This window comes from Cytobacillus sp. FSL R7-0680 (genome assembly GCF_038009245.1).
In the GTDB taxonomy this organism is placed as follows: Bacteria; Bacillota; Bacilli; order Bacillales; family Cytobacillaceae; genus Cytobacillus; species Cytobacillus kochii.
The window spans coordinates 1625358-1647932 of the sequence record NZ_JBBPAO010000001.1; the positions used below are offsets into that span (position 1 = coordinate 1625358).

Sequence of the window (22575 nt, forward strand, 5' to 3'; positions counted from 1 at the left end):
CTTACTTAAATGCCATTGTTGCGTTGATTGCTGTTTGCCAGCCTTGATACAGTTTATCTCTTTCTTTTTCATCCATTTCTGGTTGAAATTCTTTATCTAGATCCCACTTCTTGGTAAGTTGCTTTTTGTTTTCCCAAAAACCAACAGCCAAGCCTGCTAAATATGCTGCTCCTAAAGCTGTCGTTTCATTAATCTTTGCCCGTTCAACAACTGTATCCAGTAAATCTGCTTGGAATTGCATGAGAAAGTTATTTTTTGCTGCACCGCCGTCCGTCCGTAAAGAAGTGATATCAATCCCCGAATCCTCAATCATCGCTTGTAATACATCCTTCGTTTGATAGGCAAGTGACTCCAAAGTGGCTCTTATAAAATGTTCCTTTTCCGTTCCACGAGTTAATCCAAAAATAGCTCCCCTTACCTCACTATCCCAATAAGGTGTACCTAAACCAACAAATGCAGGTACCATATACACACCTTCTGTTGATTGTACTTTTGTTGCGTAATCTTCACTATCCTCCGCATGCTTTAACATCCTCAAACCATCTCGTAACCATCCAAGAGCAGAACCGGCTACGAAAATACTCCCCTCAAGCGCATAGGTGATTTTACCATCTATCCCCCATGCTATCGTTGTTAAGAGACCATTATCTGAATGTACTGCTTTTTCACCTGTATTCATGAGCATAAAACAGCCCGTACCGTACGTATTTTTTGCCATACCTTCAGTAAAACATGCTTGACCAAATAATGCAGCTTGTTGATCACCTGCTGCGCCGGCTATAGGAACTGACTGACCGAAAAAATGATAAGGAGCCGTTTCTGCATATATCTCTGAAGAACTTTTCACTTCAGGCATCATAGAACTTTCTGCCCCAAATAAATCTAACAGTTCTTCATCCCATTTCAGGTCAAAAATATTAAACATTAGAGTTCTTGCCGCATTTGTATAGTCCGTGACATGAGCTTTACCACCGGATAATTTCCATATAAGCCATGTATCAATGGTCCCAAATAATACTTCCCCTTTTTTCACCTTTTCACGTGCACCTTCCACATGATCTAGGATCCACTTCACCTTTGTTCCAGAAAAGTAAGGGTCAATTAATAGACCAGTCTTTTGACGCACCTTCTCTTCCATTCCGTTTTTCTTAAGCTCTTTACAGATGTCGTTCGTTTGTCTAGATTGCCAAACAATGGCATGGTAGATGGGGTCTCCCGTTTCTTTGTCCCATAAAACTGTTGTTTCTCGTTGGTTCGTAATACCTATACCGGCAATTTGAATGGGAGTAACATTTGCCTCTGATAAAACACTAGCAATCACTGACAGTACACTTCCCCAAATTTCATTCGCATTATGTTCCACCCATCCAGGTTTCGGAAAATACTGTTTAATCTCTTTTTGCGCACTATGTACTGGTTCCCCTTCATGATTGAATAAAATTGCTCGAGAGCTCGTTGTTCCTTGATCTAATGAAAGAATATATTTTTCCAACCTTTTCCTCTCCTTTTATTTATTAAATATATGCTCATACATATGAAAAACCATAATTGAAAGCATTAACCAAATCGCTCCGACCAAAAAACCAGCCGCTACGTCACTAGGGTAATGGACACCTAAATATATCCTACTTAACCCAATCGACAAAATCAGTAACCCCATGATGATTGCTACAGCCCATTTCATACTTGTCTTTTTAGCTACATGAATGATGACAAAAGCAAGCGATCCGTAGAATATAAACGAGCCCATTGAATGTCCACTTGGAAAGGCATAGCCAGTTTCTTCAATTAATGGAAGGATATCTGGCCTTTCCCTTTTAAAATAGTGCTTAAGAGTCCAATTTAAAAGAGCCCCTACTCCCGATGTCAAACAAATATAAATAGCTAATGCATACTTCTTTTTTAAGACAAGAAGGACTATTACAACAACTGTGGCTATGACAAACCACAGCACAGAACCTAGGAAAGTAAAACGATCGATAAATGTGGTTAATGCAGGAGTTACATTTTGCTGGACAATATGAATGACCTCCATATCAAACCAAGCAAGATCATTGTTTGTGTAATCGAAAACGATAAACAAAAACATACCTAAAAATAGAATGAATAGTATGATGTTTGTCGTTATGTATAAGGTTGATTTTTTCATTGCCCATTCCTTTATATTTTTTAGGAAGTTGGAGAAGTCTAGACTTCTCCAATTGAATAAACAAAACTATGCTTCCTTCTTTGTCTTTGCAGCACTCGTTGATTTTTTCTTTTTTGACTTCGTCGTCGCTTTTTCTTTTTTCGGTTGTGGTGGTTTTGTTTGATCGATGGATGCTTGCAATGCAGCCATAAGATCAGTAACATTGGATGTCTTTGGTTGCTGTTGATTTGTTATTACTACCTCTTCCCCATTTTTCTTTGTTTCAATCAACTCTAGAAGTGCTTGGCGATATTCATCTGTATATTTCTCAGGTTCAAATGTTGTCGTTAGTTGGTCTATCAATAACAATGCGGTGTCTAATTCTTTTTTGGCTATTTTTTCTTCTGCAGGAATATTAGGCACATCTGCAAAATTTCTCACCTCATCAGGAAAGTGGATGGTTTCCATTACTAAAGTATTGTGAAAAACTCTAAGAAGAGCTAGCTGTTCTTTTGCGCGAATGATAATTTTCGCTATCCCCACTTTTTCAGACTCCTTCAAAGCTTCCCTTAATAAGGCATACGCTTTCGATCCACTATCTCCTGGAGATATATAATAAGATCGAGAAAAATATATCGGATCTACTTCATTGATTTTGACAAAATCTAAAATCTCCACTGCTTTATCTTCATTTTCTTTTTTTAACGCTTGTAATTCCTCTTCATCAAGTACGATAAATTTCCCTTTCGTGTACTCATATGCTTTCACTATATCACTTTGTTCCACAGGTTCATCACATACAGGACAAACTTTCTCATACTTAATAGGCGAATGACATTTACTATGCAAATTACGCAATTTAATATCTTTATCTTCAGTTGCCGCATGCAATTTGATCGGGATATTGACTAAACCGAAACTAATGCTTCCTTTCCACATTGTGTGCATCAGAAAACCTCCTCCATTCTTATTAATTGTATTTTTTCTCTGAGGATTATTCATATACACGTACAATGTTGGTAAGATTAGCTACATCTCTTTTATATGTCTTCATCTAACACTGTCTTTACAAAAAAAACAAGCAATAAAAGCAATAAACACCACAGCTGAATCTGTGGTGTTTGTGAAATCTGAGCCATTTTTTTAATAAACCGGATAAGGTGGGTATGGTGGGTATACAGGATATGGTGGATAAGGCGGGTACACCAGAGGTGCTAATAATGCGCCACCTAATAAACCTGCCGCTACACCACCTAAAAATGGACCACCAAAACCAAAACCAGGTCTCCCAAAGCCGGGGCCGCCAAAGCCTGGCCCTCCCCCAAAACCAGGACGACCACCATAAGGCCTTCTATATAAGTGAGTCTGTGTATATGCCGGGTAAAAGTGTTGATTCACCATTTAACCTCCTCTGTCGTTCTCTTTATATACTCCTTATAAACTATGTAAAACACCTAAATTTGCTGTAGGCAAAAACCTATCCGAAAACGATTTAAAAAACAAACGACTGAATGACTGGTTGCCTCATTGTATGATCTTTTGTCCACTCTAAGAAAGTAACCTTCACTTTTAAAATTGGAGAAAGCCATTCATGATTTTTCAATAAGCCGCTATAATTATGAAACGGACTTGCTCCCTGAAGTATTTGGTTAGTCACTTCAGTCACTTCACGCCAATCCTTTAAAGTAAGCTTGCTCGAGCCTGCACTGCCGATATAAATAAGCTCACCCTTTTCATTATATACACCTAAATCAATTGAACGAATAAGTGCTCCATTATAAGTTACCCCTCCAACAATAGCAATAAGGTCCTGTTCTTTTTTCTTTTTTAACCAGCGTTCATCTTTTCCTCCTAATATATAAGCACTATATAAATCCTTACAAACAATACCCTCTAATCCTTGCTCTATGACAGCATCATATAATGATTGACAGTCTCTAAAACTTTGGACGATTTGAATCTCATTTGTTGGCTGGATGATTTCCATCAACATCTCCTGGCGTCTATATAATGGGGTTTCAATCAGCCATTTACCGTTAAAATATAAGAGGTCAAATATCATATAAGTAATAGGAATTTCTGTCTGTAAATGATTGATTGTTACCGTATTCTTCCGCCGATCTCTTCTCATCACATCATAAAAAGAGGGAACACCGTCTTGAAAAGCGATTACCTCTCCATCTAAAATGAAGGAATTCCCCTTAATTAATGAGGGTAATTGATGTAATTCCGGATATTGGATGGTGCGCTCATTTCCTTTTCGATTAAAAATCCTTAAATTCTCTTTTTCATAATAAGTCAATATCCTTGTACCATCCCACTTTACTTGCGCTATCCATTGATCGCCATTTGGAATCTCATTTGTCATTTTTGGTTCAAAAGGAATAATTGGCTTCATTGGATCGATCCTCACTTGTATGTCTTTTTTTAATCTAACCATACTATGACCATGTGTAATAGGTTTTATGAATGTAAACCAAAATCTAGTCAAAGGATGGTTGAAGGTCATATGAGGAAAAAAGGTCGTTTCTTTATTACTGGCTGGAATGTTACAACTAATCAGTTTGAATATAGTATCGTATATCAAAATAAAGTAAAGGCAATGGGCGAATTTTCCGAAGGTCTAAATGAACAAGAATTGGCTATTTTAGTCAGCTTGATTCAAAAGAATGGAAAAAAAGTAAGTCAAGTAAAATACAGCATCTCCCCAAGCATTTGTATTCAACTTTGCTTTCGCGACATAATTGAGGATACCTTGATCCACCCTCAATTTATGCAATTCTTACCGACTGAGCAATGGGAAACATGTACTTGGGAGAGATTACTGATAGAAAATGCAAATATCGACTCTTCTATAGAAGTGACCCACCCAGAAAAACCGTTATGGGACAACCCAAAAATCAATAAAGAGCAGCTCATTGCATATCTTGTTTGCGTCGCTCCACGGTTGTTACCGTTTGTGAAGAATAGATTGTTAACAACCATTCGCTATCCACATGGCTATATAGGGAAAGAATGTTTCTATCAGAAGAATAAACCTGATTATGCACCGTCATTTGTGAATTCTTTTACAAAAGACGAAATCGACTATATCCTTTGTAATGATTTATCTACTCTTGTTTGGCTAGGTAATCAATTAGCACTAGAGTATCATACCCCTTTTGAAACAATTGGTAGCGACCATCCGCTTGATATTGTGTTCGACCTTGACCCACCAGATGAAACACACTTTCTACTAGCTGTTGATGCTGCACAGAAACTAAACAAGATTTTCGAAGAATTAAATATTATCGGCTTCCCAAAATTAACTGGTGGTAAGGGTATACAAGTACATATCCCAATTATGCATCATCATTTTTCTTATGAAGATACCAGACTGTTTACTTCGTTCATAGCTTCCTATTTAGTTGAAAAAAACCCAGATTTATTTACGACAGAAAGAATGAAAAAGAATCGCGGGAAAAAGTTATATATCGATTATATACAGCATGCAGAAGGAAAAACGATGATTGCTCCTTACTCTCCTAGAGGCAGAGAAGGTGCGATAATAGCAGCCCCACTCTATTGGGATGAAGTAAATAAACAACTGCAACGAAAGAATTTTTCACTAGACAACATTCGCAAGTATCGTTTAACTGATCGCTGCCCAATGGCAACCTTTTTCGAAACAAAAAATGACACGATTGCAAAAATTATAGATTCATTAAAAGGATAAAACTATACGCAAGCATATGCGATTTTTTGTGTTTTAGGAAGTGAAAGCTAAGCAAATCTGATATGCACGTTATCCAAAGCCAAAACGCATTTAAACGATTGCCTTTTCAGTTTACGTATCACTCAAAAGCTAAAACTGATTTGAACGTTTTGCTCATTCAGCATGCACGACATCAAGGAGCGAAAACACATATGAAACGACCTGCTAATGCAATTCCTGCGCGTTATTCAGATGAAAAAACAAAAAACCGAACCAACACTATTTACTCATAGTGCCGTTTCGGTCCAAAACCCTTTTTTCTTAAACATTTCTTAAGCATTTAATTGCTTGGTTAAAAAAGCAGAAGCTTCTTGTTGCAACTTCGCATATTGCATCATTTCTTCAATATATTCTTCGCTATTATCGACGGTAAATGTCCCTGGATGATTTATATCTATCTCAATTGTACATTGATAGACAAAGCTAGCATTACCAATAAGGTCGATTGTAAAGCTATCATTTTGCTTATGAACAATGCAACGGACCTTACCACCATTGTTATAAACCTCAATCGGCTGCTCATAGGTATTGATACTTTGCAGACATGTGACTAAACTTGAAGCCGACATCGCTGTCCCACATGCATTCGTAAAGCCCACCCCTCTTTCATACGTACGAACAAAAATCCCACCTTCTGGTAGTGGTTTGACGAAACTCACATTTACACCATCAGGAAAGTAATCATTTTCTCCGTTGACATACAAACTTATTTCTTCTTGAATATCTGATTGCATCTGTTCTTTTTCGACAATAGCAACAAGATGGGGATTAGGTACAGAAAGAGCAGTAAAAGCGATATCTTCCGAAAGGTCTTCCATCTTTTCATTGACTAATTGGTGCTGATTGATGTGAAGTGGTAAAGTAGCAACATCAAATGACACCGGTGAAATTTCTACCTTGTAAGTAGGGATATCTTTATAAATATCGCTTTCTTTACTAACATGAAGGGTTACTTTCATCGTATCAATTGTCGCCTCTTTGATTTTCAGTTTCTCACAAACATACCTCGCGACACAACGAAGACCGTTACCACACATGGAAGCTTCTGAACCATCTGCATTAAATACGCGCATTTTTGCATCAGCAACTTCACTGGCTAATATAAATAAAATCCCATCCGCACCGAGCTCACTGCCACGATTACAAAGACTAATCGTTAATTTCGCTCGTTCTTCATCACTCCACCCGAAGGACTGCTCCATTTCATCAATAATAAAAAAGTCATTTCCCGAACCGTGACATTTAATTAATTCTAATTTCATCATAAACCCTCTTTCTCTTTTAGGCTCTTCATTTATCTTCTATACATGTTTTTACCATTGTTCATGTGAATATAAACGTAATATTATTATAACGAGAAAAAGAAAGAGGGAGCAAAGAAAATTAATTTTTAACGAAAATGTTTATTAAAATTACTCATTTCAATCGCATTAACAGCTGCATCCCAGCCTTTGTTGCCTGCTTTTGTACCCGCTCTCTCAACCGCTTGTTCAATAGAATCAGTTGTTAACACACCAAAAATTACTGGAATGCCAGTTTGTAATGAAGTTGCTGCCACTCCTTTGGCTACCTCTGCATTCACATAATCAAAATGTGGTGTTGCCCCTCTAATAACTGTTCCAAGGGCAACAACCGCATCGTATTCGCCACTTTCCGCAAGTTTTTTCGCAGCTAGAGGAATTTCAAACGCTCCTGGTACCCAAGCTACCGTAATATCCTCTTCAGCCACATCGTGACGCTTGAAGCTATCTAATGCACCATCTAATAATTTTTTTGTAATAAACTCATTGAAACGTGATACAACAACAGCTACCTTTATTCCCGTTCCAATTAAATGTCCTTCTAGTATTGTATTCATTCTACTTCACTCCTAAATTAGATTAGTTTAATAATAATTGTGATTGCTTATAAGATATTAATTGTTCAATCGTAATCATCTTCAAATCATATTTTTCTGCTACTTTCTCTAACTCTGCTACTCTAGCCATTTCACCATTTTCTTTCATAATCTCGCATATAATCCCGACCGGACTTGCCTCAGCCAATTTTGCTAAATCTACTGCCGCTTCCGTATGGCCTGAACGCTCAAGGACGCCACCATCCTTCGCTATAAGGGGGAAAATATGACCTGGACGATTGAAGTCTGATGCTTGTGTTTTGTCGTCTAACATTTTTTCTACGGTTAAAAACCGTTCAAATGCACTTATACCAGTCGTTGTCTCTTTATAATCAATACTTACAGTAAAAGCAGTTTGATGGCTGTCTGTATTATTAGTTACCATCGGATGCAAGTCTAATTTTTTGGCGATTGACTGCTCAATCGGCACGCAAATAAGCCCTCTTCCCACTGTCGCCATAAAATTGATTGTTTCAGCTGAAGCATACTCGGCAACAGCGATAAAATCACCCTCATTCTCACGATTCTCATCATCACAAACGATAATCACTTTTCCCATTTTCAAGTCAGCAATCGCTTCTTCAATTGAGTGACTCATATATTCCCTCCTAACTTAAGAATCCATTATTCTCTAATAACTGTTCGAAATTTCTTTCACGTTTCGATGTGTCTGAAAAGGCAAATACATATTTAGCAAATAAATCATATTCGATATTGACAGTATCATTTGGCTTTTTTTCACTAATCACCGTTTCTTCAGCTGTATGAGGAATTAACGCAATCGTAAAATAACCATCCCCTACCTCCATCACTGTTAATGAAGTGCCATCAATAGCAACAGATCCTTTAGGTAGAATTAGATGCTGATACTTCTCTGATAGTGAAATTGAAAGATAAATCGCATTTTCTTGTCTTTGTTTTTTTAAAATTTTTCTCGTTTCATCCACATGACCACTTACATAATGGCCGCCAAATCTTCCTCCTGCTAACATCGCTCTTTCTAAATTCACATTGCTTCCTACTTTTAAAGAGGAAAGCGATGTCGCATGAAAAGTTTCTGGCATCACATCTGCTGTAAAACTTCTTTGTTGGAATTCGGTCACTGTTAAACAAACACCGTTCACAGCGATGCTATCACCGATATGGATATCATCCATAATCTTTGTAGCATTGAACACTAATTGAATAGTAGATCCACGATGAATCGTTCTTTGTACAGTACCGATTTCTTCGATAATACCTGTAAACAGAATGATCAACCTCTCTGCATAAGATTTATTCGTTTAAGTAAAAGTTGAAATTTTCCGCTCGGGGCAAATACGCGGTATCGGGAGAGTTTGTTGAAAATTACAAAAAGAGTTGGACTCACACTTATCGTTATCCCATATCATCACCACCCTTTTTAAAATACTCATGAATAAATAAACCCGTATACGAATACGTATACGGGAAAAGTAATCATGGCCAAATAAACGTCAAAATCAACTGTTTTTGAACGTTTTTACACACACGCATCCTTCTCCCATCCAGACTATACTGTCGGCTTTGGAATTGCACCAAATCCACCGTTCTCATTCCTGAGCCCGGGTCACGGACTAAGAGGTCACCCTCATCACCGCCGGTTGGGAATTTCACCCTGCCCCGAAGGATATTCTATTAAATTGTTGATACTATAGAGAACAGACAGTATCTAATACTTTTAAAATAAATAAAGATTCCCCTGCTCTTATTACAGTATCTAAATATAGGATAAATGTAAATAAGTAATTAATCAATAGAAAGAGTGTTAAATAGGAGATTATACATAAAGAAAACTAAAATAAACCATCACCCTAACATTTGAGACAGAAAAAGGATAATAGTTATATATCTAATATTATATTTCAAAACCCTACCTCAATTTTTTCTTTACTCCTTAAAGTTGTCAATTCATCTATGTATGATATAAAATACAGTTAAATACAGTTAAATACATTATTTCTATTAAATTACATAGAAAAGAAGGTGTGTTTTTGTAAATAACTATTCATCAGGACATAAAGATAACATAAAAATTACAAAATCCAACTATAAAAGGAAGCCCATCTATGAATAGAAAATTAATTATTATTTTCATCTTTCCTTTAATTTTAGTGTCTTGGATGATTTATTCTTGTAAGCAACCAATTGTACTAAAAGGAAAGAGCTCCGATGGAAATTGGAGAGCGGAATATAGCCCTCATCATTCTCCTAACCCTAAAGGGATTTGGAAAGGAGAGGCAACTTGGTTAGGAGGGACCAATCTCCCTACTCTGAATTTTTTGGTATTTAAATCTGGAGAGGAAATGGTCACTTTATACGATAAGCCAAGTGATTTTCCTCAGGGAGATGTTATTGAATTTGTCAGTATCGAAGGCGCCCCGTTGGATGCGAATTACTCTTTACAAATTAAATGGACATACGAAAATAAGGAATTTGATGAGGAAATAAAACTAGAACGAAAGAAACACTTTTTCATCTTACCGTTTTAACAATATTAACATTATGCATAAAGCTAATAGCGCTATTAATATTGCTGACAGTATTTTTATCTGAAAATAGCTCCAATTCTTTCTATAATAAATTCATCACACTCCATAAAGTTTGCTTCATTCACAATATTTCAGTGTTCTACTATCTGCAAGAAGGTTTACAAACCGTTCATCATTGATTTGCACACTATTGGCTTCAATAAAAAATGAGTCTTTATTATTTACTTGAAAGTAAAAATTAGTTTTAGCATGTAATTTTTCGATTTCTTTCAAATCTGATTCTAAACTTTCAATTTTTATATGACCAAAACCATTCTTGTGATAACTAATTTCGCTTAATAAATTCGCATCAGTAAAACTACGGTCATTTAAGCGTATCGTTCCTACATTAGGCTCTTGATAAACAAAGAACGACATCACTTCCTTTATGAAGATGTAGGTTCTCTTAATTTGTTGTTTATGACAACTAAGTAATTTTAATGTAATGGATTCATTTAAATAATCAATCTGTAAATCATCTAAATCCCAGTATTCTGCTTTTTCGGCAAACAAAGTATTTATTCTATTTGGACCGCTAGACATCTGATCACCCCGTTTACTTTTTTCTATTACCTGTGGAAAGCACACAATCTACCGGCGATATTTCAGTCAAACATCTTCTTTTTGACAGTTTATTCCCCTTTGTTTTCGAGTATTTCAATATACCTTTCAAAATTGTCATTGAATCTTTGTTGTTCATAATGACCATCATTCGCTAAACTATTATCTAGTAGACTCTCAATCGCTCCAGCAATAGTACAGGATCCCAATATAAAGCAAATTCCAATAATCCAAGCAGCATTAAGTAAATCTTTCCTGTTTATATTCATCATTTTTCTCCTATCCTTTAATTGTTAGACATCGAATTACATTTACCGTTTTTTCGGTAATTTCTTGATGACGGTAACACTATTTGCTAATCCGTCTTACAGAAGATTACTCATCTTCGTAGAAAGTATCATACATTTCAGGGAATAGATCTTTTAATCTCCTTATCGTATGCGCATTTGCAACTATATCCAGTACATCAGAACTAATATAAAATAAAAAAGCACGATGCACAAAACAAATATAGAGTGACGTGTGACCAACCAATCATTTAAGGGTATAGCGAAAAAACGCAGATGATTTGACGTTCTTTACTGTTGAAAAGACAAAATAACTGCTCATTTCTTCTTCCCAAACTACTTCATTAGACCAATTATTTATCTTAAAAAACCGTCGTAAATTTAACTTTTCTCTCCTTACCCTTGTGCTATCAATATCTTGATAACCAGAAATAAAAGTCATATCTAACTTTTCCTCTATAGGAAATAGATGATGAAATAAGCTTTTCGCTAAACCCGGATGTTGTCTGAATGTCTCTAAACCGAACCGAATTCGATTGTCTTTCACTACTTGAAAATAAGGCGTTGCGGCGTTCGTCATATCAACACCGAAAGTATTTGCAGGGATCATTCTACCACTCGCTTCTTCACAAAATATAATGATTACCATAATTATACACTCATTTCATACTAACCGCTTATATATTTCTTTCACACTTCTTTCCTTAACCTGCGTTCACTTAGAAAATAAAAAAGCACGTGCTCATTCCACCTTTAAGCAGAATCTACACGTGCTTCATTCAATCATTTCCTTATTTAATTAACTCTAACTCAACAGGGATAAATTCTTCCACCGTTTCACCATCGAGTACTTTTTTGGCTGTTTCTACAGCTTGCTCGCCCATTCTGTCTGGTTTTTGAGCGACTGTTGCTGCCATATCGCCACCTTCAACTGCAGCAATGGCATCATCTGTTGCGTCGAACCCGACAACAATGACATCTTTCAATCCAGCAGCCGTTAATGCTTGATAAGCACCAAGTGCCATTTCATCATTATGAGCAAATACAGCTTGGACATCTTTATTGCTTTGGATGATGTTTTCCATTACTGTTAAGCCTTCTGCACGATCAAAATTCGCAGATTGTTTTGTTGCTACTTCCACATTGTCAGATGCTTCAATGGCTTCATTGAAACCCGCACCTCTTTCGCGTGCTGCCGATGAACCAGGGATCCCTTCAAGTTCAACTACTTTTCCTTCGCCATCAAGTTGTTCAATGATAAATTCTCCTGCCATTTTACCGCCTTCTGCATTATCAGAAGCTACGTGAGCGACAACTTCGCCACCTTCTGCACTTCTATCAACAGTAATAACCGGGATATCTGCATTATTAGCTGATGTAATGGCAGAAGCAACCGCTGCTGAATCAGCTGGATTAATAATTAATAAGTCAACACCTTGTTGAATTAAATCCTCAATATCACTTACTTGTGTTGCTGGGTCATCTTGTGCATCTACTGTTTTAATCGCATAACCAAGCTCTTTTGCCTTCGCCTCTGCACTATCACGTAGTGTAACAAAGAAAGGATTATTTAATGTAGAAATCGATAGACCAATTGTTTTTTCTCCTGATGCTTTTTCATCATTATCAGTTGCTTCATTATCATCAGCCCCATTATTTAATGAACATGCACCTAATAAAGCGACTACTAAAACCAAAGTAAGAAGCTTCCATATTTTTTTCATTTGAGTATTCCTCCTTCATAGGTTTGCAAATCATATATGTTAAGCAGCTTTCTTTCTATCAATTAGTACAGCTAATAGAATGACGCCGCCCTTCACCACTTGTTGGTAGAAAGATGATACATTTAATAAATTCAAACCATTATTAAGTACACCAATAATCAAAGCACCAATTAATGTACCAAAGATCCATCCGCGTCCGCCTGAAAGACTTGTCCCACCAAGAACAACTGCCGCAATGGCATCTAATTCGTAGCTTGTACCAGCTGTTGGCTGTGCAGAGTCAAGACGAGAAGTTAACGTAATTCCGGCAACTGCAGCAAATAATCCTGAAATCGCATAAACACCCATTTTCAAGCGATCCACTTTTAAACCAGAGAGCTTAGCGGCTTCTTCATTCCCACCAATCGCATAAACACCGCGACCAAAAGTTGTTTTCTTTAGCAAGAAGTATAAAAATAAATAAGCTAACAGCATCGTAACAACAGGAAATGGTACCCCGAGAAAATAACCTTTACCAATCATTTGAAAGCTAAAAGCATCAGATAGACCAGTTATTGGTCGACCTTCTGTATAAACAAGTGTTAACCCTCTGAAAATTGTCATTGTCGCTAATGTTGCAATAAAAGGAGCGACTTTACCTTTTGCAATAATTACGCCGTTGACAAGTCCCATTAAAGCACCTGCTAATAAACCGAGAAGAACCGCAATTACCGGATCCATACCACTAGCTAACATACCTGCAGTAAGTGCGGAAGATAGCGCTAAAATCGAACCGACAGATAAGTCGATTCCCCCTGTCAAGATAACAAATGTCATTCCAAACGCAATTAAAGCATTGATTGAAACTTGTCTTAATACGTTCAGTATATTGTCAGCTGTTGTAAAGCTTGGACTCATAACCGATAAAATAATAATGATGAGCAGTAAGCCTAAAACCGGTCCTAGCTTTTGAATGGAGCCGATGCCTTTACTAATTTTGTTCATGCTTTGTCCCTCCTGTTGCTGCTTCCATAATTTTTTCTTGAGTCGCATCTGTTTTTTCCAGAATGGCGGCTACTTTCCCTTCATGAATCACCATAATACGATCTGACATACCTAGTATCTCTGGTAACTCAGATGAGACCATAATAATGGAATGGCCCTTCATTGTTTCTTCATTCATAATCGTATATATCTCTTTTTTTGCTCCTACATCCACACCACGAGTAGGTTCGTCCAAAATTAACAGTGTTGGATCGATTCCAAGCCATTTTCCAAAGACCACTTTTTGTTGGTTCCCACCACTTAAATTCTTAACTTCTTGTTCAGGACCGGCTGTTTTAATTTTTAACTTGTCTATCATTTCTTTGGAGAAAGCTTTTTCCTTTTTAGTAGACATAATGGCACTTTGCGAAAGCGCTTTTAAATTAGGAACGGCTAAATTCTCCCTTACACTTAATCCAAGTATAAGACCTTCATCTTTACGGTCTTCTGTAATGAAACCGATACCGGCAGCAATTGCTTGTTTTGGTGCACGAATGTGTAGTTCTTGACCATTCAAAAATATCTTCCCAGACGATTTCTTTCGTGACCCAAAAATCGCTTCCATGATCTCCGTTCTTCCAGCTCCCATTAAACCGGCGACGCCAAGTATCTCACCTTTTCTAACATCAAATGAAATATTAGAAAAATGATCTTTCACACTTAAGTTCTCGACTTTGAAAAAAACATCACCAATTGTTGCCGTCCGAGCCGGGTAACGCTCACCAATTTCTCTACCAACCATCATTTTCACGATTTCATCGAATGAGGTGTCTGTGGTATATTTCGTTCCTATTGATTGACCATCTCGTAAAACCGTAATACGGTCACACATTTTAAAAATCTCTTCCATGCGATGAGATATATAAATGATTGCCACATTCTCTTTTCGCAATTGATCAATAACGGAAAATAATGTATCAATCTCTCTATCTGTTAAAGCGGCTGTTGGTTCATCCATGATAAGAACTTCAGAATTGGCAGCGATTGCTCTTGCAATTTCAATCATTTGTTGTTGTCCAACGGAAAGTTCTCCAGCAGGCTGTTTTACATCCATTTCAATGCCTAAGCGCTTTAAATGCTTTTCTGCTTTTACATTCATCTCTCTCGTCTTTAATAAACCGAAAGTACTTAATTCTTTACCTAAGAACATATTTTCAGCCACTGTTAAATAAGGAATAATATTTAACTCTTGATGAATGACAGCAATACCATTTTTTTCTGCATCTTTCGGTGAAGAAAATACGGCCTTATTCCCTTTATAATAAATCTCACCTTGATTGCTTTCATGAATGCCTGTAAGGATTTTAATTAAGGTCGATTTCCCTGCCCCATTCTCACCCATAAGCGCATGGATCTCCCCAGCTCTCAAGTCAAAATCAACGCCTTTGAGTACTTCCACCGAATAGAAGGATTTATGAATATTCTTCATTTCTATTATTGATGATTGCTTCATTAAAATATCACTCCTGACGTTAAAATGATGTTAGCGTAAGGGGAAGCTTCTCCAGTTCGTATAATCGCCTTTGCTTTTTCCGTTTTTTTCTTAAATGTTTCATGCGAGACATAGCTACAATCAGAGAACTTGTCTTTAATTGCTAAAAATAACGGTTCATTATCTGTTTTAATTTCAGTTGCTAATGTGACACTCTCTATCATTAATTCTTTTTCAAGCTCATTTAAGACGTCTAAAAAGGAAGGTGTCCCTAGCTTTAGAGCTAGGTCAATTTTTTTTACACCATCTGGGATAGGTAGTCCACAATCAGCAATAACAATTGTATCTGTATGTCCCATATCACTGATGACTTTTGCTATATCACTATTCAGCATTCCTTGTTTCTTCATGATGATTCACTTCCATTTTTTCAATTTCGGCTTTTGTCGGCATTCCTACTTGTGCACCCATTTTCGTTACAGATAAACCTGCAGCCTTTATTGCGAACGTAATTGCCTGTTCTATTGTTAAGCCATCATCAAGGGCAACCGCTAAAGCGCCATTAAAAGTATCTCCTGCTCCAGTCGTATCAACCGCCTTTACCTTAACAGCAGGAATGGTCATAAGTTCTCCGTTTTCAAAGAACGCGGCACCTTTATTTCCTTTTGTAATGACAAGCTTTTGTTTCAGTAGTTCCGTTGCCTCTGTATCATTTGCATATGCTTCGAATAACTGTTTCGCTTCATATTCATTCGGTGTGAGGTAGGTTACTAACTCAAACCAATGAGAAGGAATATGATGGAAGGGAGCTGGATTTAAAATGACACCGACATTGCCCTCTGCCGCAATCTCTAGTACTTTTTCTACGGCAGACAATGGAATTTCTAATTGCAGAAGCACCCATTCACTCGCTAAAATATCATCGCGATATGCTTCTATAACGTCACTTGTCATTAAATGATTGGCACCAGGTACAACAATAATTTTATTATCATGGTGATACACTGTTATGCTTGCTGTTCCAGTACGTACAGATTTTTCTATTTGGATACTTTCCGTATTGATAAGCATGTCATTAAAATAATTCATATACTCTTGACCAAAAGGGTCATCGCCGACTTTACCAATCATTTTCACATTCGCTCCAAGCTTAGCTGCAGCCACTGCTTGGTTTGCTCCTTTACCACCTGGCACAGTAAAAAATGATTCTCCCATCACGGTTTCACCCATTGACGGGTCTATACTTGTTACCGTGACTAGATCCATATTGATGCTTCCGATTACTGTAATCATCTAATCACTCTCCTTCTTCTGTTTTAATGCGTTGTTGTTTCTCTTATTTTTAGTTCGGTCGGGAATACAATATGATCCTGACCTTCTTCCTTTCCGTTGATACGGTTCAAAAGCATGGTTGCTGCTTTTTTCCCCATCTCATATATTGGTTGAGCGATGGTTGTAATTTCTGGTGAAACAGTTTCCGTCCACTCAATTCCATCAAAACCAATGATTTGAAGTTCTTTCGGTACATTAATCCCGAGCTTTGTGCATGCCTTTAGGGCACCAACTGCCATCACATCATTACCAGTGAATATAGCATCAATGTCCTTCTGTTCGTGCAGGAGACGAAATGTAGCTTCTTGGGCTGTTTTCATTTGATAATGACCTTCACTTATATACACAGGTCTTTCTAGTGCCATCATGACATCTTGGTAAGCTTTTTTCCTCAGTTGGGAATTGATAATATTTTCTGGTCCACTAATATGGGCGATTTTCTCGCAGCCATTTTCAACTAAATGCATAACTGCCCTTCTCGCTTCCTGATAATTATCTATCGTCACTGAGGGAATACTTTCATGGAACACACGGTCAAGTGCAACTACCGGGATCTGTAAATTGGCGAGATGGCTTTCATTCATATGATTGGATACAATGATTACGCCATCAATATAGTTTTCCGCCATTTTATTTAAATACATCAGTTCCTTTTCTAAATTGTCATCACTATTACATAGAAAAGTAGTATACCCTTGTGCTACTGTCACATCTTCCACAGCGCGGACAAGTTGTGGGAAGAATGGGTTTGTAATATCAGGGACAATGTACCCAATCATTTTTGACTGCTTTTTAAATAGGCTACGCGCTACATTATTAGGTCGGTAGTTAAGTGCTTTGATCGCTTCTTCCACTTTTGTTTGCGTTTCCTTTTGGACATATCCTTTTTTATTTATCACTCGCGATACAGTCGCAACAGAAACATTTGCATACTTTGCTACTTCTTTAATTGTGGCTATATGAATCATCACCTTACATTTGTTAATACTGTTATTATTAAACTTATATTAAAAGGTAGTATGTAACCCGTTACATATTAGACACTCACTATCTGAAGCGTTATTCTCTCATGACTAGGAAAGGCATGTAACGGGTTACATATTTCAGAAAAAAACAAAATCTATTAATTACTATTTTATTTGATATGTAACGCGTTACACACTCATCTGTAACCGTTTACACAAATTTAGTTTACCATCTATTAAAATTTTGTCAACTTTATTTTATCCCTCCTTTTTATAGAGAGGATTTCTGTTCTATCACCACTTGTTTATACGGTCCTAACTTTCATGAGTTGCGCAGCCATATATTTAGCGGTATACGGACAATCATTTTTCAACCACCATATAATCACACCTAAAAACGCAGAAGCGTAGAAGCGTATGGCCATTTCTCTTGGTATAGTCAATAAGTCATCATCTGGTTGCATAACGGTCATGCCATCTGCAATAAATTCGCTCAACACAGCTGTTAGTTTATCACGAAAATGAGGCATTGTACTTTCAGACAGCAACACTCTATATATGTAATCATATGTGCCAATTTGCGCAAATAATTGAATAAAGCTTTCATTTGGTGATTCAGTATCATACGTCCCTTTACTTGCTACAAAAGAAGTCTTCATTGCTTCTTTTAACTCATCAATCATGTCATCTGTACTTTGCTCAAGCAAATCGTATTTATCTGTAAAATGGAGATAAAAAGTAGCGCGGTTCAGCATCGCTTTTTTTGTAATTGCCTGCACCGTTACTTTTTCAAAACCTTGTTCTTCTATTAAAGAAATAAGGGCGTCAGTTAACATTCGCTTTGTTCTTACTACACGGGGATCGACTTTTTCTTTTTTCGACATTTTTCTGCTCCTTGTATTAATTATTCTTATTTTTAAACAAATTTGTATGAACTGTTGAGTATACAACGATCTCAACTTTTTTGTTCATTGCTTCATTTTTTCATCAGTTGATATAATCAGATTATCAACGGTTTGTTGATAAAGCAACTAGTTGTATTAAAAATCGTACGATATTGTCTAAGTTTTTACCAAATGGGGGTATATCATGAAAAGGTTAGAAGGAAAAGTAGCCATTATTACCGGAGCAGCTAACGGGATGGGTGCAGCAGAAGCAAAGTTATTCGCGAAAGAAGGCGCTAAAGTAGTAGCGACTGATTTACAAATGGAAACTTTAAATAAAGTGGTTGCAGAGATAAAAGAAGCAGGTGGTGAGGCGATTGCCCTTGCCCATAATGTGACGTCTGAAGAACAATGGCAAGCAGTTATAAATGAAGCCATTGAACAATTTGGTAAACTAGATATCCTGATTAACAATGCTGGTGTCGCTTCTCCCAAAACTCTAGAGGATATGTCAATGGATGAATGGAATAAAATTTTAGAAATCGACTTAAATGGTTGTGTAATCGGCATGAAATATGTCATTCCCGAATTAAAGAAAAATGGCAGCGGTTCCATTGTCAATATTTCTTCCATCGGCGGTATAGTTGGCATGGCAGGGACAAGTCCATATACAGCCGCTAAGGGTGCTTTACGAGTATTATCCAAATCTGCAGCAATAGAATATGGAAAAGAAAATATTCGAGTCAATTCTGTACATCCTGGGATTATTTCGACCCCAATGACAGCTCCTTCAATGGAATCTGCCTTACCGTTCTATCAAACTTATACGCAGTTGCCTTATTTCGGCAACCCTGAAGATGTTGCTTACGGTGTCCTTTTCTTAGCATCAGATGAGGCAAGATTTGTTACAGGTACAGAGTTAGTGATTGACGGCGGTTGGACTGCCATATAATAAAGCCTAATCTAAAAACGAGCCGTGACTGATTTCATCGGCTCGTTTCATTTAATATACTTTTGTTTTATTTTGTTTTGAACTAAGACCAGCATCTACAAATAATAACAACGCTGTAATAATATGCATAATCATTCCAACTACCGGAATCCAACCAATAATAGAAGTAATGATACCTGTGATACTACCGTACTTGTTTTCTCCAGCTCTTACGGATAGTACAAGTGTGATTACATGAAGGAAAAACATAACAATAAGTGGCACCCATCCATTTGCGAGGATAAAAATTCCTCCTAGAAAAGGAATGCCAAGAAATGCTTCACATGCACCTGTTATCCATTTTAGTATTGTTGATGTACTCAATTTGCCACATCCTTATTGCTTAATCTAATATTATTATACATTTATACCCACACATTCGTTTTAGAAAACATCCTCTATGGTAAACGTAAAATTTCCTTTTCCAAGAAGTCTTCATTTAGCGCACCTAATACTTTATTTCGAATAATCCCATCCGAATCAATGAAGTAACTAGTTGGGTAGGCAATCACCTCATAGTTATCTAAGACAACGCCTTCAGGGTCCATTGGTATGATGAAGGATAGTTCATTCGCTTTCACGAAATCAGCGGCATTTGTTTCGTTTCTTTCCGTTTTGGTCATATTTACAGCTATGACTTCAAATCCGTCATCTTTATATTCTTTATAAACTTTTTCCATATAAGGCATTTCTTCTTCACAAGGTCCGCACCAGCTTGCCCAAAAATTAAGTAATATTTTCTTTCCTTCATAGTCACTTAGTTGAAATGACTCACCATTCAGTGTTTCCAACTGGATTTCAGGTGCCTTCTGACCAATTTCCAGGCCAACAGCTACATTTTCAGGGTTTTCTATTTCCTCATATTGGTCAATTTGTACTTGTGACAATAAACCTTTGTCCTTTAGAATGGTCCGATCTACGATTAATAAAATAATAAGTAATGAAGCCGCAATGATTAAAAACTTTCTCATAGAACACCTCAACTTAGAACACTTTTCAAAACTGTCTTAATCATACTATAGTTGAGACAACTTTAGCGAATCTTTTACTTCAATGTTGAATGTTTTTTACATACATGATCAATAAACTATAAAAAATTAATTGTTCATCAGCGGGCAAAGGTTGATTCATCATTAAAAAGGGGGTGTTGTTTACCTTGAACGATTCCATCCATTCTCTCGGAATCCATCCTTTTTGTAATTTCCCAAGCTCCCTTCCATTCTCAGATTGAACCAATAGATTCATAAAAGTCCGTTCATACCTTAGCGTATAAGCTCGGCTATCTTTTTGACAAATAAAGCGTTTATTATTGTCATTGTGGAGAAGAATCGTATTACTGTTATAATCAATCTGGATATTGTGTTTTCGCACTGTAATTATTGCAAGCACCCTTTGATCAACAACTAAAGCATAGCGATTTCTATAAATCCAGCGGTCGACAAATGTAGGCAAAAACCAGCGCCACTTATGAAAAGCTAAATCACGAATTTCAGCAGCCGTTCTACCATCTCTATTAAATAATAATAATCTTAAATTCGGTGCTGGTAAAAAACCTATAAGAAATTCCCTTTGTGAAAATATATTTTTTTGCTTGCTATTTGTTGATGCATATGAACTTATCTTTGCTTGATTATTTGCTAACACATAGCTTTGATAAGACATCCCACTATATAAAACAAAGGGTAAACACCACCAAAGAAGCCCGCTAATCTCCTGAAAGAAACTATGATATATGACTAATATCCATAGTGGTATACACGCAACTAAACTACCATTAAGAGAGGCTTGTGCTGATTGCTGATAATATTGCTGAATATTCATGAACTTCCTACCCCGATTCTCTCAATAAATGTATTACTACCAATCTATTATAGAACGAAGGAAATCATGAGTAATATTCATTTTCACCGCTAAAAACCAAAAGAGAAAGACATTTCTCCTCTTCTATGGGAGAAGAGAATGATCTTTTTTCACCAAACTTTCAATTAAAATATAAATCTTGTTAAACTATCTTCTGCATCCTTATAGCCTTGCTCATAAAAGGCAGATAATTTTTTTAAATCTCTTTCCATTCTTCCCACATCAACCTTCTCAGGTCTAATAATCATCACTTGTCCTTTTTTTTCTTGCTCCTCTAAATATTCAACGGTTTCATTATACATTTTGTAACGATTCATCATTGCTCTTTGGAGCCCTGGATATTGTGGATATTTTCTTCGCAATAAAAAACTCATTCTTGATGGTTTTTTTCGGTAACCTTTGGGTCGTGTTAAAACAACAACAGCTTTATCATATCCATCTGCTTGTGCTTTTCTTATTGGTATGGAATCAGCAATACCACCATCAAGTAACATTCGATTATTAAAAGAAATTTCAGGTGCAATAAAAGGTAATGAACTTGACGCTTTTAAAAGAAGCAACAAGTTTTCCCCATAGTCTTTCTTCCCATAATAAACAGCTTCTCCACTCAGACAATCGGTTGTACCAATTATAAACTCACTTTTCCCGTGAGAGAACGCTTCATAATCATAGGGAACCAGCTTATTTGGAATTTCATCAAAAATAAAGTCCATACCAAATAACTGTTTAGATTTTCGATAATTTCGCAAGGAGAAGTATCTAGGATCAGATACATACTCCACACTTACCTTCTTGTTACGGCCCTTTTGTTTCGATAAATATGAGGCAGCATTCGCGGCTCCTGCAGAAACACCAATTACATATGGAAAAGTAATACCTTTATCTAAAAATAATTCCATTACACCAGCAGAGTATGCCGCTCTCATTCCTCCACCTTCTAATACAAGGGCTGTTTGATGTACATTCATTCTCACAACGAATCCTTTCTTATTAAAGTCCTTGTTCTATTATAACAAGCTTGAGTTGTCTATTCTACGAAAGAGAGGTACGCGATGAATGATAAAAATGCTGAAAAAACGAAAATAGCATTGTGTGCTCTGTCCTAGTGAATGCATATAAAAAAGTTTGCTAAGAAGCTATCCCACTCCTTTTATTAAACACGGTCAGCTGTTCACGAATAATAATGTT

General features: G+C 36.7%; 25 protein-coding genes, 1 pseudogene and 1 riboswitch. Of the genes and pseudogenes, 3 read left to right on the top strand and 23 right to left on the bottom strand.

The genetic code is table 11. The features are described from left to right. Window position 1: 1 nt before the first annotated feature. The 5 genes from glpK to MKY26_RS08035 all read right to left on the bottom strand — a co-directional run bounded on the left by glpK (window position 2) and on the right by MKY26_RS08035 (window position 4526). The gene (gene glpK / locus MKY26_RS08015) at window positions 2-1492 is read right to left on the bottom strand and encodes a glycerol kinase GlpK (RefSeq protein WP_341095081.1); all 1491 of its coding nucleotides are present in this window, start codon (window positions 1490-1492) and stop codon (window positions 2-4) included. Between the two features lie 15 nt (window positions 1493-1507). Continuing rightward, window positions 1508-2149: a phosphatase PAP2 family protein gene (locus MKY26_RS08020; protein WP_095372947.1), complete on the bottom strand. Its 642-nt coding sequence runs from the start codon at window positions 2147-2149 to the stop codon at window positions 1508-1510. A gap of 66 nt (window positions 2150-2215) precedes the next feature. Continuing rightward, entirely contained in the window at window positions 2216-3076 is an 861-nt protein-coding gene (gene ku / locus MKY26_RS08025; RefSeq protein ID WP_095372946.1) for a non-homologous end joining protein Ku, read from the bottom strand. A gap of 195 nt (window positions 3077-3271) precedes the next feature. Next, on the bottom strand, window positions 3272-3529 hold the full coding sequence (locus MKY26_RS08030; protein WP_095372945.1) for a spore coat protein: 258 nt from the start codon (window positions 3527-3529) through the stop codon (window positions 3272-3274). A gap of 91 nt (window positions 3530-3620) precedes the next feature. Further along, window positions 3621-4526 (bottom strand): ATP-dependent DNA ligase, encoded by a 906-nt coding sequence (locus MKY26_RS08035; protein ID WP_095372944.1) that lies wholly within the window; start codon window positions 4524-4526, stop codon window positions 3621-3623. Between the two features lie 111 nt (window positions 4527-4637). Here MKY26_RS08035 and ligD point away from each other — a divergent pair, with 111 nt between their 5' ends. After that, on the top strand, window positions 4638-5843 hold the full coding sequence (gene ligD, locus MKY26_RS08040) for a DNA ligase D (RefSeq protein WP_322909500.1): 1206 nt from the start codon (window positions 4638-4640) through the stop codon (window positions 5841-5843). Window positions 5844-6154: 311 nt separating this feature from the next. On the opposite strand, the gene dapF is transcribed toward ligD, so the two are convergent. The 4 genes and pseudogenes from dapF to ribE all read right to left on the bottom strand — a co-directional run bounded on the left by dapF (window position 6155) and on the right by ribE (window position 9029). Beyond that, window positions 6155-7144: a diaminopimelate epimerase gene (gene dapF / locus MKY26_RS08045; protein WP_095372941.1), complete on the bottom strand. Its 990-nt coding sequence runs from the start codon at window positions 7142-7144 to the stop codon at window positions 6155-6157. Window positions 7145-7272: 128 nt separating this feature from the next. Next, entirely contained in the window at window positions 7273-7740 is a 468-nt protein-coding gene (gene ribH, locus MKY26_RS08050; RefSeq protein WP_095372940.1) for a 6,7-dimethyl-8-ribityllumazine synthase, read from the bottom strand. Window positions 7741-7786: 46 nt separating this feature from the next. Continuing rightward, window positions 7787-8377 (bottom strand): annotated as a pseudogene (ribB, locus tag MKY26_RS08055) (3,4-dihydroxy-2-butanone-4-phosphate synthase); the annotation flags it as partial. A gap of 10 nt (window positions 8378-8387) precedes the next feature. Then, window positions 8388-9029, bottom strand: a complete 642-nt coding sequence (ribE, locus tag MKY26_RS08060; protein WP_095373660.1) for a riboflavin synthase — start codon at window positions 9027-9029, stop codon at window positions 8388-8390. Between the two features lie 260 nt (window positions 9030-9289). After that, window positions 9290-9432, bottom strand: a riboswitch (FMN riboswitch). Between the two features lie 434 nt (window positions 9433-9866). Here ribE and MKY26_RS08065 point away from each other — a divergent pair. Next, window positions 9867-10289 (top strand): hypothetical protein, encoded by a 423-nt coding sequence (locus tag MKY26_RS08065; RefSeq protein WP_341095110.1) that lies wholly within the window; start codon window positions 9867-9869, stop codon window positions 10287-10289. Window positions 10290-10406: 117 nt separating this feature from the next. Here the strand turns inward: MKY26_RS08065 and MKY26_RS08070 are convergent, their stop codons facing one another. The 10 genes from MKY26_RS08070 to MKY26_RS08115 all read right to left on the bottom strand — a co-directional run bounded on the left by MKY26_RS08070 (window position 10407) and on the right by MKY26_RS08115 (window position 18536). Then, a complete protein-coding gene (locus MKY26_RS08070) occupies window positions 10407-10871 on the bottom strand; it encodes a YxiG family protein (RefSeq protein WP_341095116.1) in 465 nt (154 codons plus the stop codon). Between the two features lie 89 nt (window positions 10872-10960). After that, window positions 10961-11161, bottom strand: a complete 201-nt coding sequence (locus tag MKY26_RS08075; RefSeq protein WP_341095120.1) for a hypothetical protein — start codon at window positions 11159-11161, stop codon at window positions 10961-10963. A gap of 262 nt (window positions 11162-11423) precedes the next feature. Next, the gene (locus MKY26_RS08080) at window positions 11424-11825 is read right to left on the bottom strand and encodes a hypothetical protein (protein ID WP_341095125.1); all 402 of its coding nucleotides are present in this window, start codon (window positions 11823-11825) and stop codon (window positions 11424-11426) included. A gap of 142 nt (window positions 11826-11967) precedes the next feature. Further along, window positions 11968-12900 (bottom strand): ribose ABC transporter substrate-binding protein RbsB, encoded by a 933-nt coding sequence (rbsB, locus tag MKY26_RS08085; protein WP_341051433.1) that lies wholly within the window; start codon window positions 12898-12900, stop codon window positions 11968-11970. A gap of 39 nt (window positions 12901-12939) precedes the next feature. Beyond that, complete coding sequence (locus MKY26_RS08090; RefSeq protein WP_095372933.1) at window positions 12940-13884, bottom strand: ABC transporter permease subunit; 945 nt, start codon at window positions 13882-13884, stop codon at window positions 12940-12942. After that, a complete protein-coding gene (locus tag MKY26_RS08095) occupies window positions 13871-15376 on the bottom strand; it encodes a sugar ABC transporter ATP-binding protein (protein WP_307313344.1) in 1506 nt (501 codons plus the stop codon). The genes MKY26_RS08090 and MKY26_RS08095 overlap by 14 nt, the downstream gene beginning before the upstream one ends. Next, a complete protein-coding gene (gene rbsD, locus MKY26_RS08100) occupies window positions 15376-15765 on the bottom strand; it encodes a D-ribose pyranase (RefSeq protein WP_224937594.1) in 390 nt (129 codons plus the stop codon). The genes MKY26_RS08095 and rbsD overlap by 1 nt, the downstream gene beginning before the upstream one ends. Then, window positions 15740-16648 carry a ribokinase gene (gene rbsK, locus MKY26_RS08105; protein WP_341095165.1) on the bottom strand — a complete coding sequence of 303 codons (909 nt, stop codon included), beginning with the start codon at window positions 16646-16648 and terminating at the stop codon, window positions 15740-15742. Before rbsK ends, rbsD begins: the two co-directional genes overlap by 26 nt. A gap of 23 nt (window positions 16649-16671) precedes the next feature. Further along, window positions 16672-17655 carry a LacI family DNA-binding transcriptional regulator gene (locus tag MKY26_RS08110; RefSeq protein ID WP_263624248.1) on the bottom strand — a complete coding sequence of 328 codons (984 nt, stop codon included), beginning with the start codon at window positions 17653-17655 and terminating at the stop codon, window positions 16672-16674. Window positions 17656-17957: 302 nt separating this feature from the next. After that, window positions 17958-18536 carry a TetR/AcrR family transcriptional regulator gene (locus MKY26_RS08115; protein WP_341095181.1) on the bottom strand — a complete coding sequence of 193 codons (579 nt, stop codon included), beginning with the start codon at window positions 18534-18536 and terminating at the stop codon, window positions 17958-17960. 205 nt (window positions 18537-18741) lie between these two features. On the opposite strand from MKY26_RS08115, the gene MKY26_RS08120 reads away from it, so the two are divergent. Further along, window positions 18742-19488: an SDR family NAD(P)-dependent oxidoreductase gene (locus tag MKY26_RS08120; protein ID WP_322909504.1), complete on the top strand. Its 747-nt coding sequence runs from the start codon at window positions 18742-18744 to the stop codon at window positions 19486-19488. 51 nt (window positions 19489-19539) lie between these two features. Here the strand turns inward: MKY26_RS08120 and MKY26_RS08125 are convergent, their stop codons facing one another. From MKY26_RS08125 to MKY26_RS08140, 4 genes are all read right to left on the bottom strand, one after another. Continuing rightward, window positions 19540-19851, bottom strand: coding sequence for a hypothetical protein (locus MKY26_RS08125; protein ID WP_095372929.1), 312 nt, complete (start codon window positions 19849-19851; stop codon window positions 19540-19542). Window positions 19852-19925: 74 nt separating this feature from the next. Further along, window positions 19926-20498: a TlpA disulfide reductase family protein gene (locus MKY26_RS08130; RefSeq protein WP_322909505.1), complete on the bottom strand. Its 573-nt coding sequence runs from the start codon at window positions 20496-20498 to the stop codon at window positions 19926-19928. Between the two features lie 79 nt (window positions 20499-20577). Then, on the bottom strand, window positions 20578-21348 hold the full coding sequence (locus MKY26_RS08135) for a hypothetical protein (RefSeq protein ID WP_322909506.1): 771 nt from the start codon (window positions 21346-21348) through the stop codon (window positions 20578-20580). Window positions 21349-21512: 164 nt separating this feature from the next. Next, a complete protein-coding gene (locus tag MKY26_RS08140; protein ID WP_224937588.1) occupies window positions 21513-22355 on the bottom strand; it encodes a patatin-like phospholipase family protein in 843 nt (280 codons plus the stop codon). Window positions 22356-22575 lie beyond the last annotated feature (220 nt).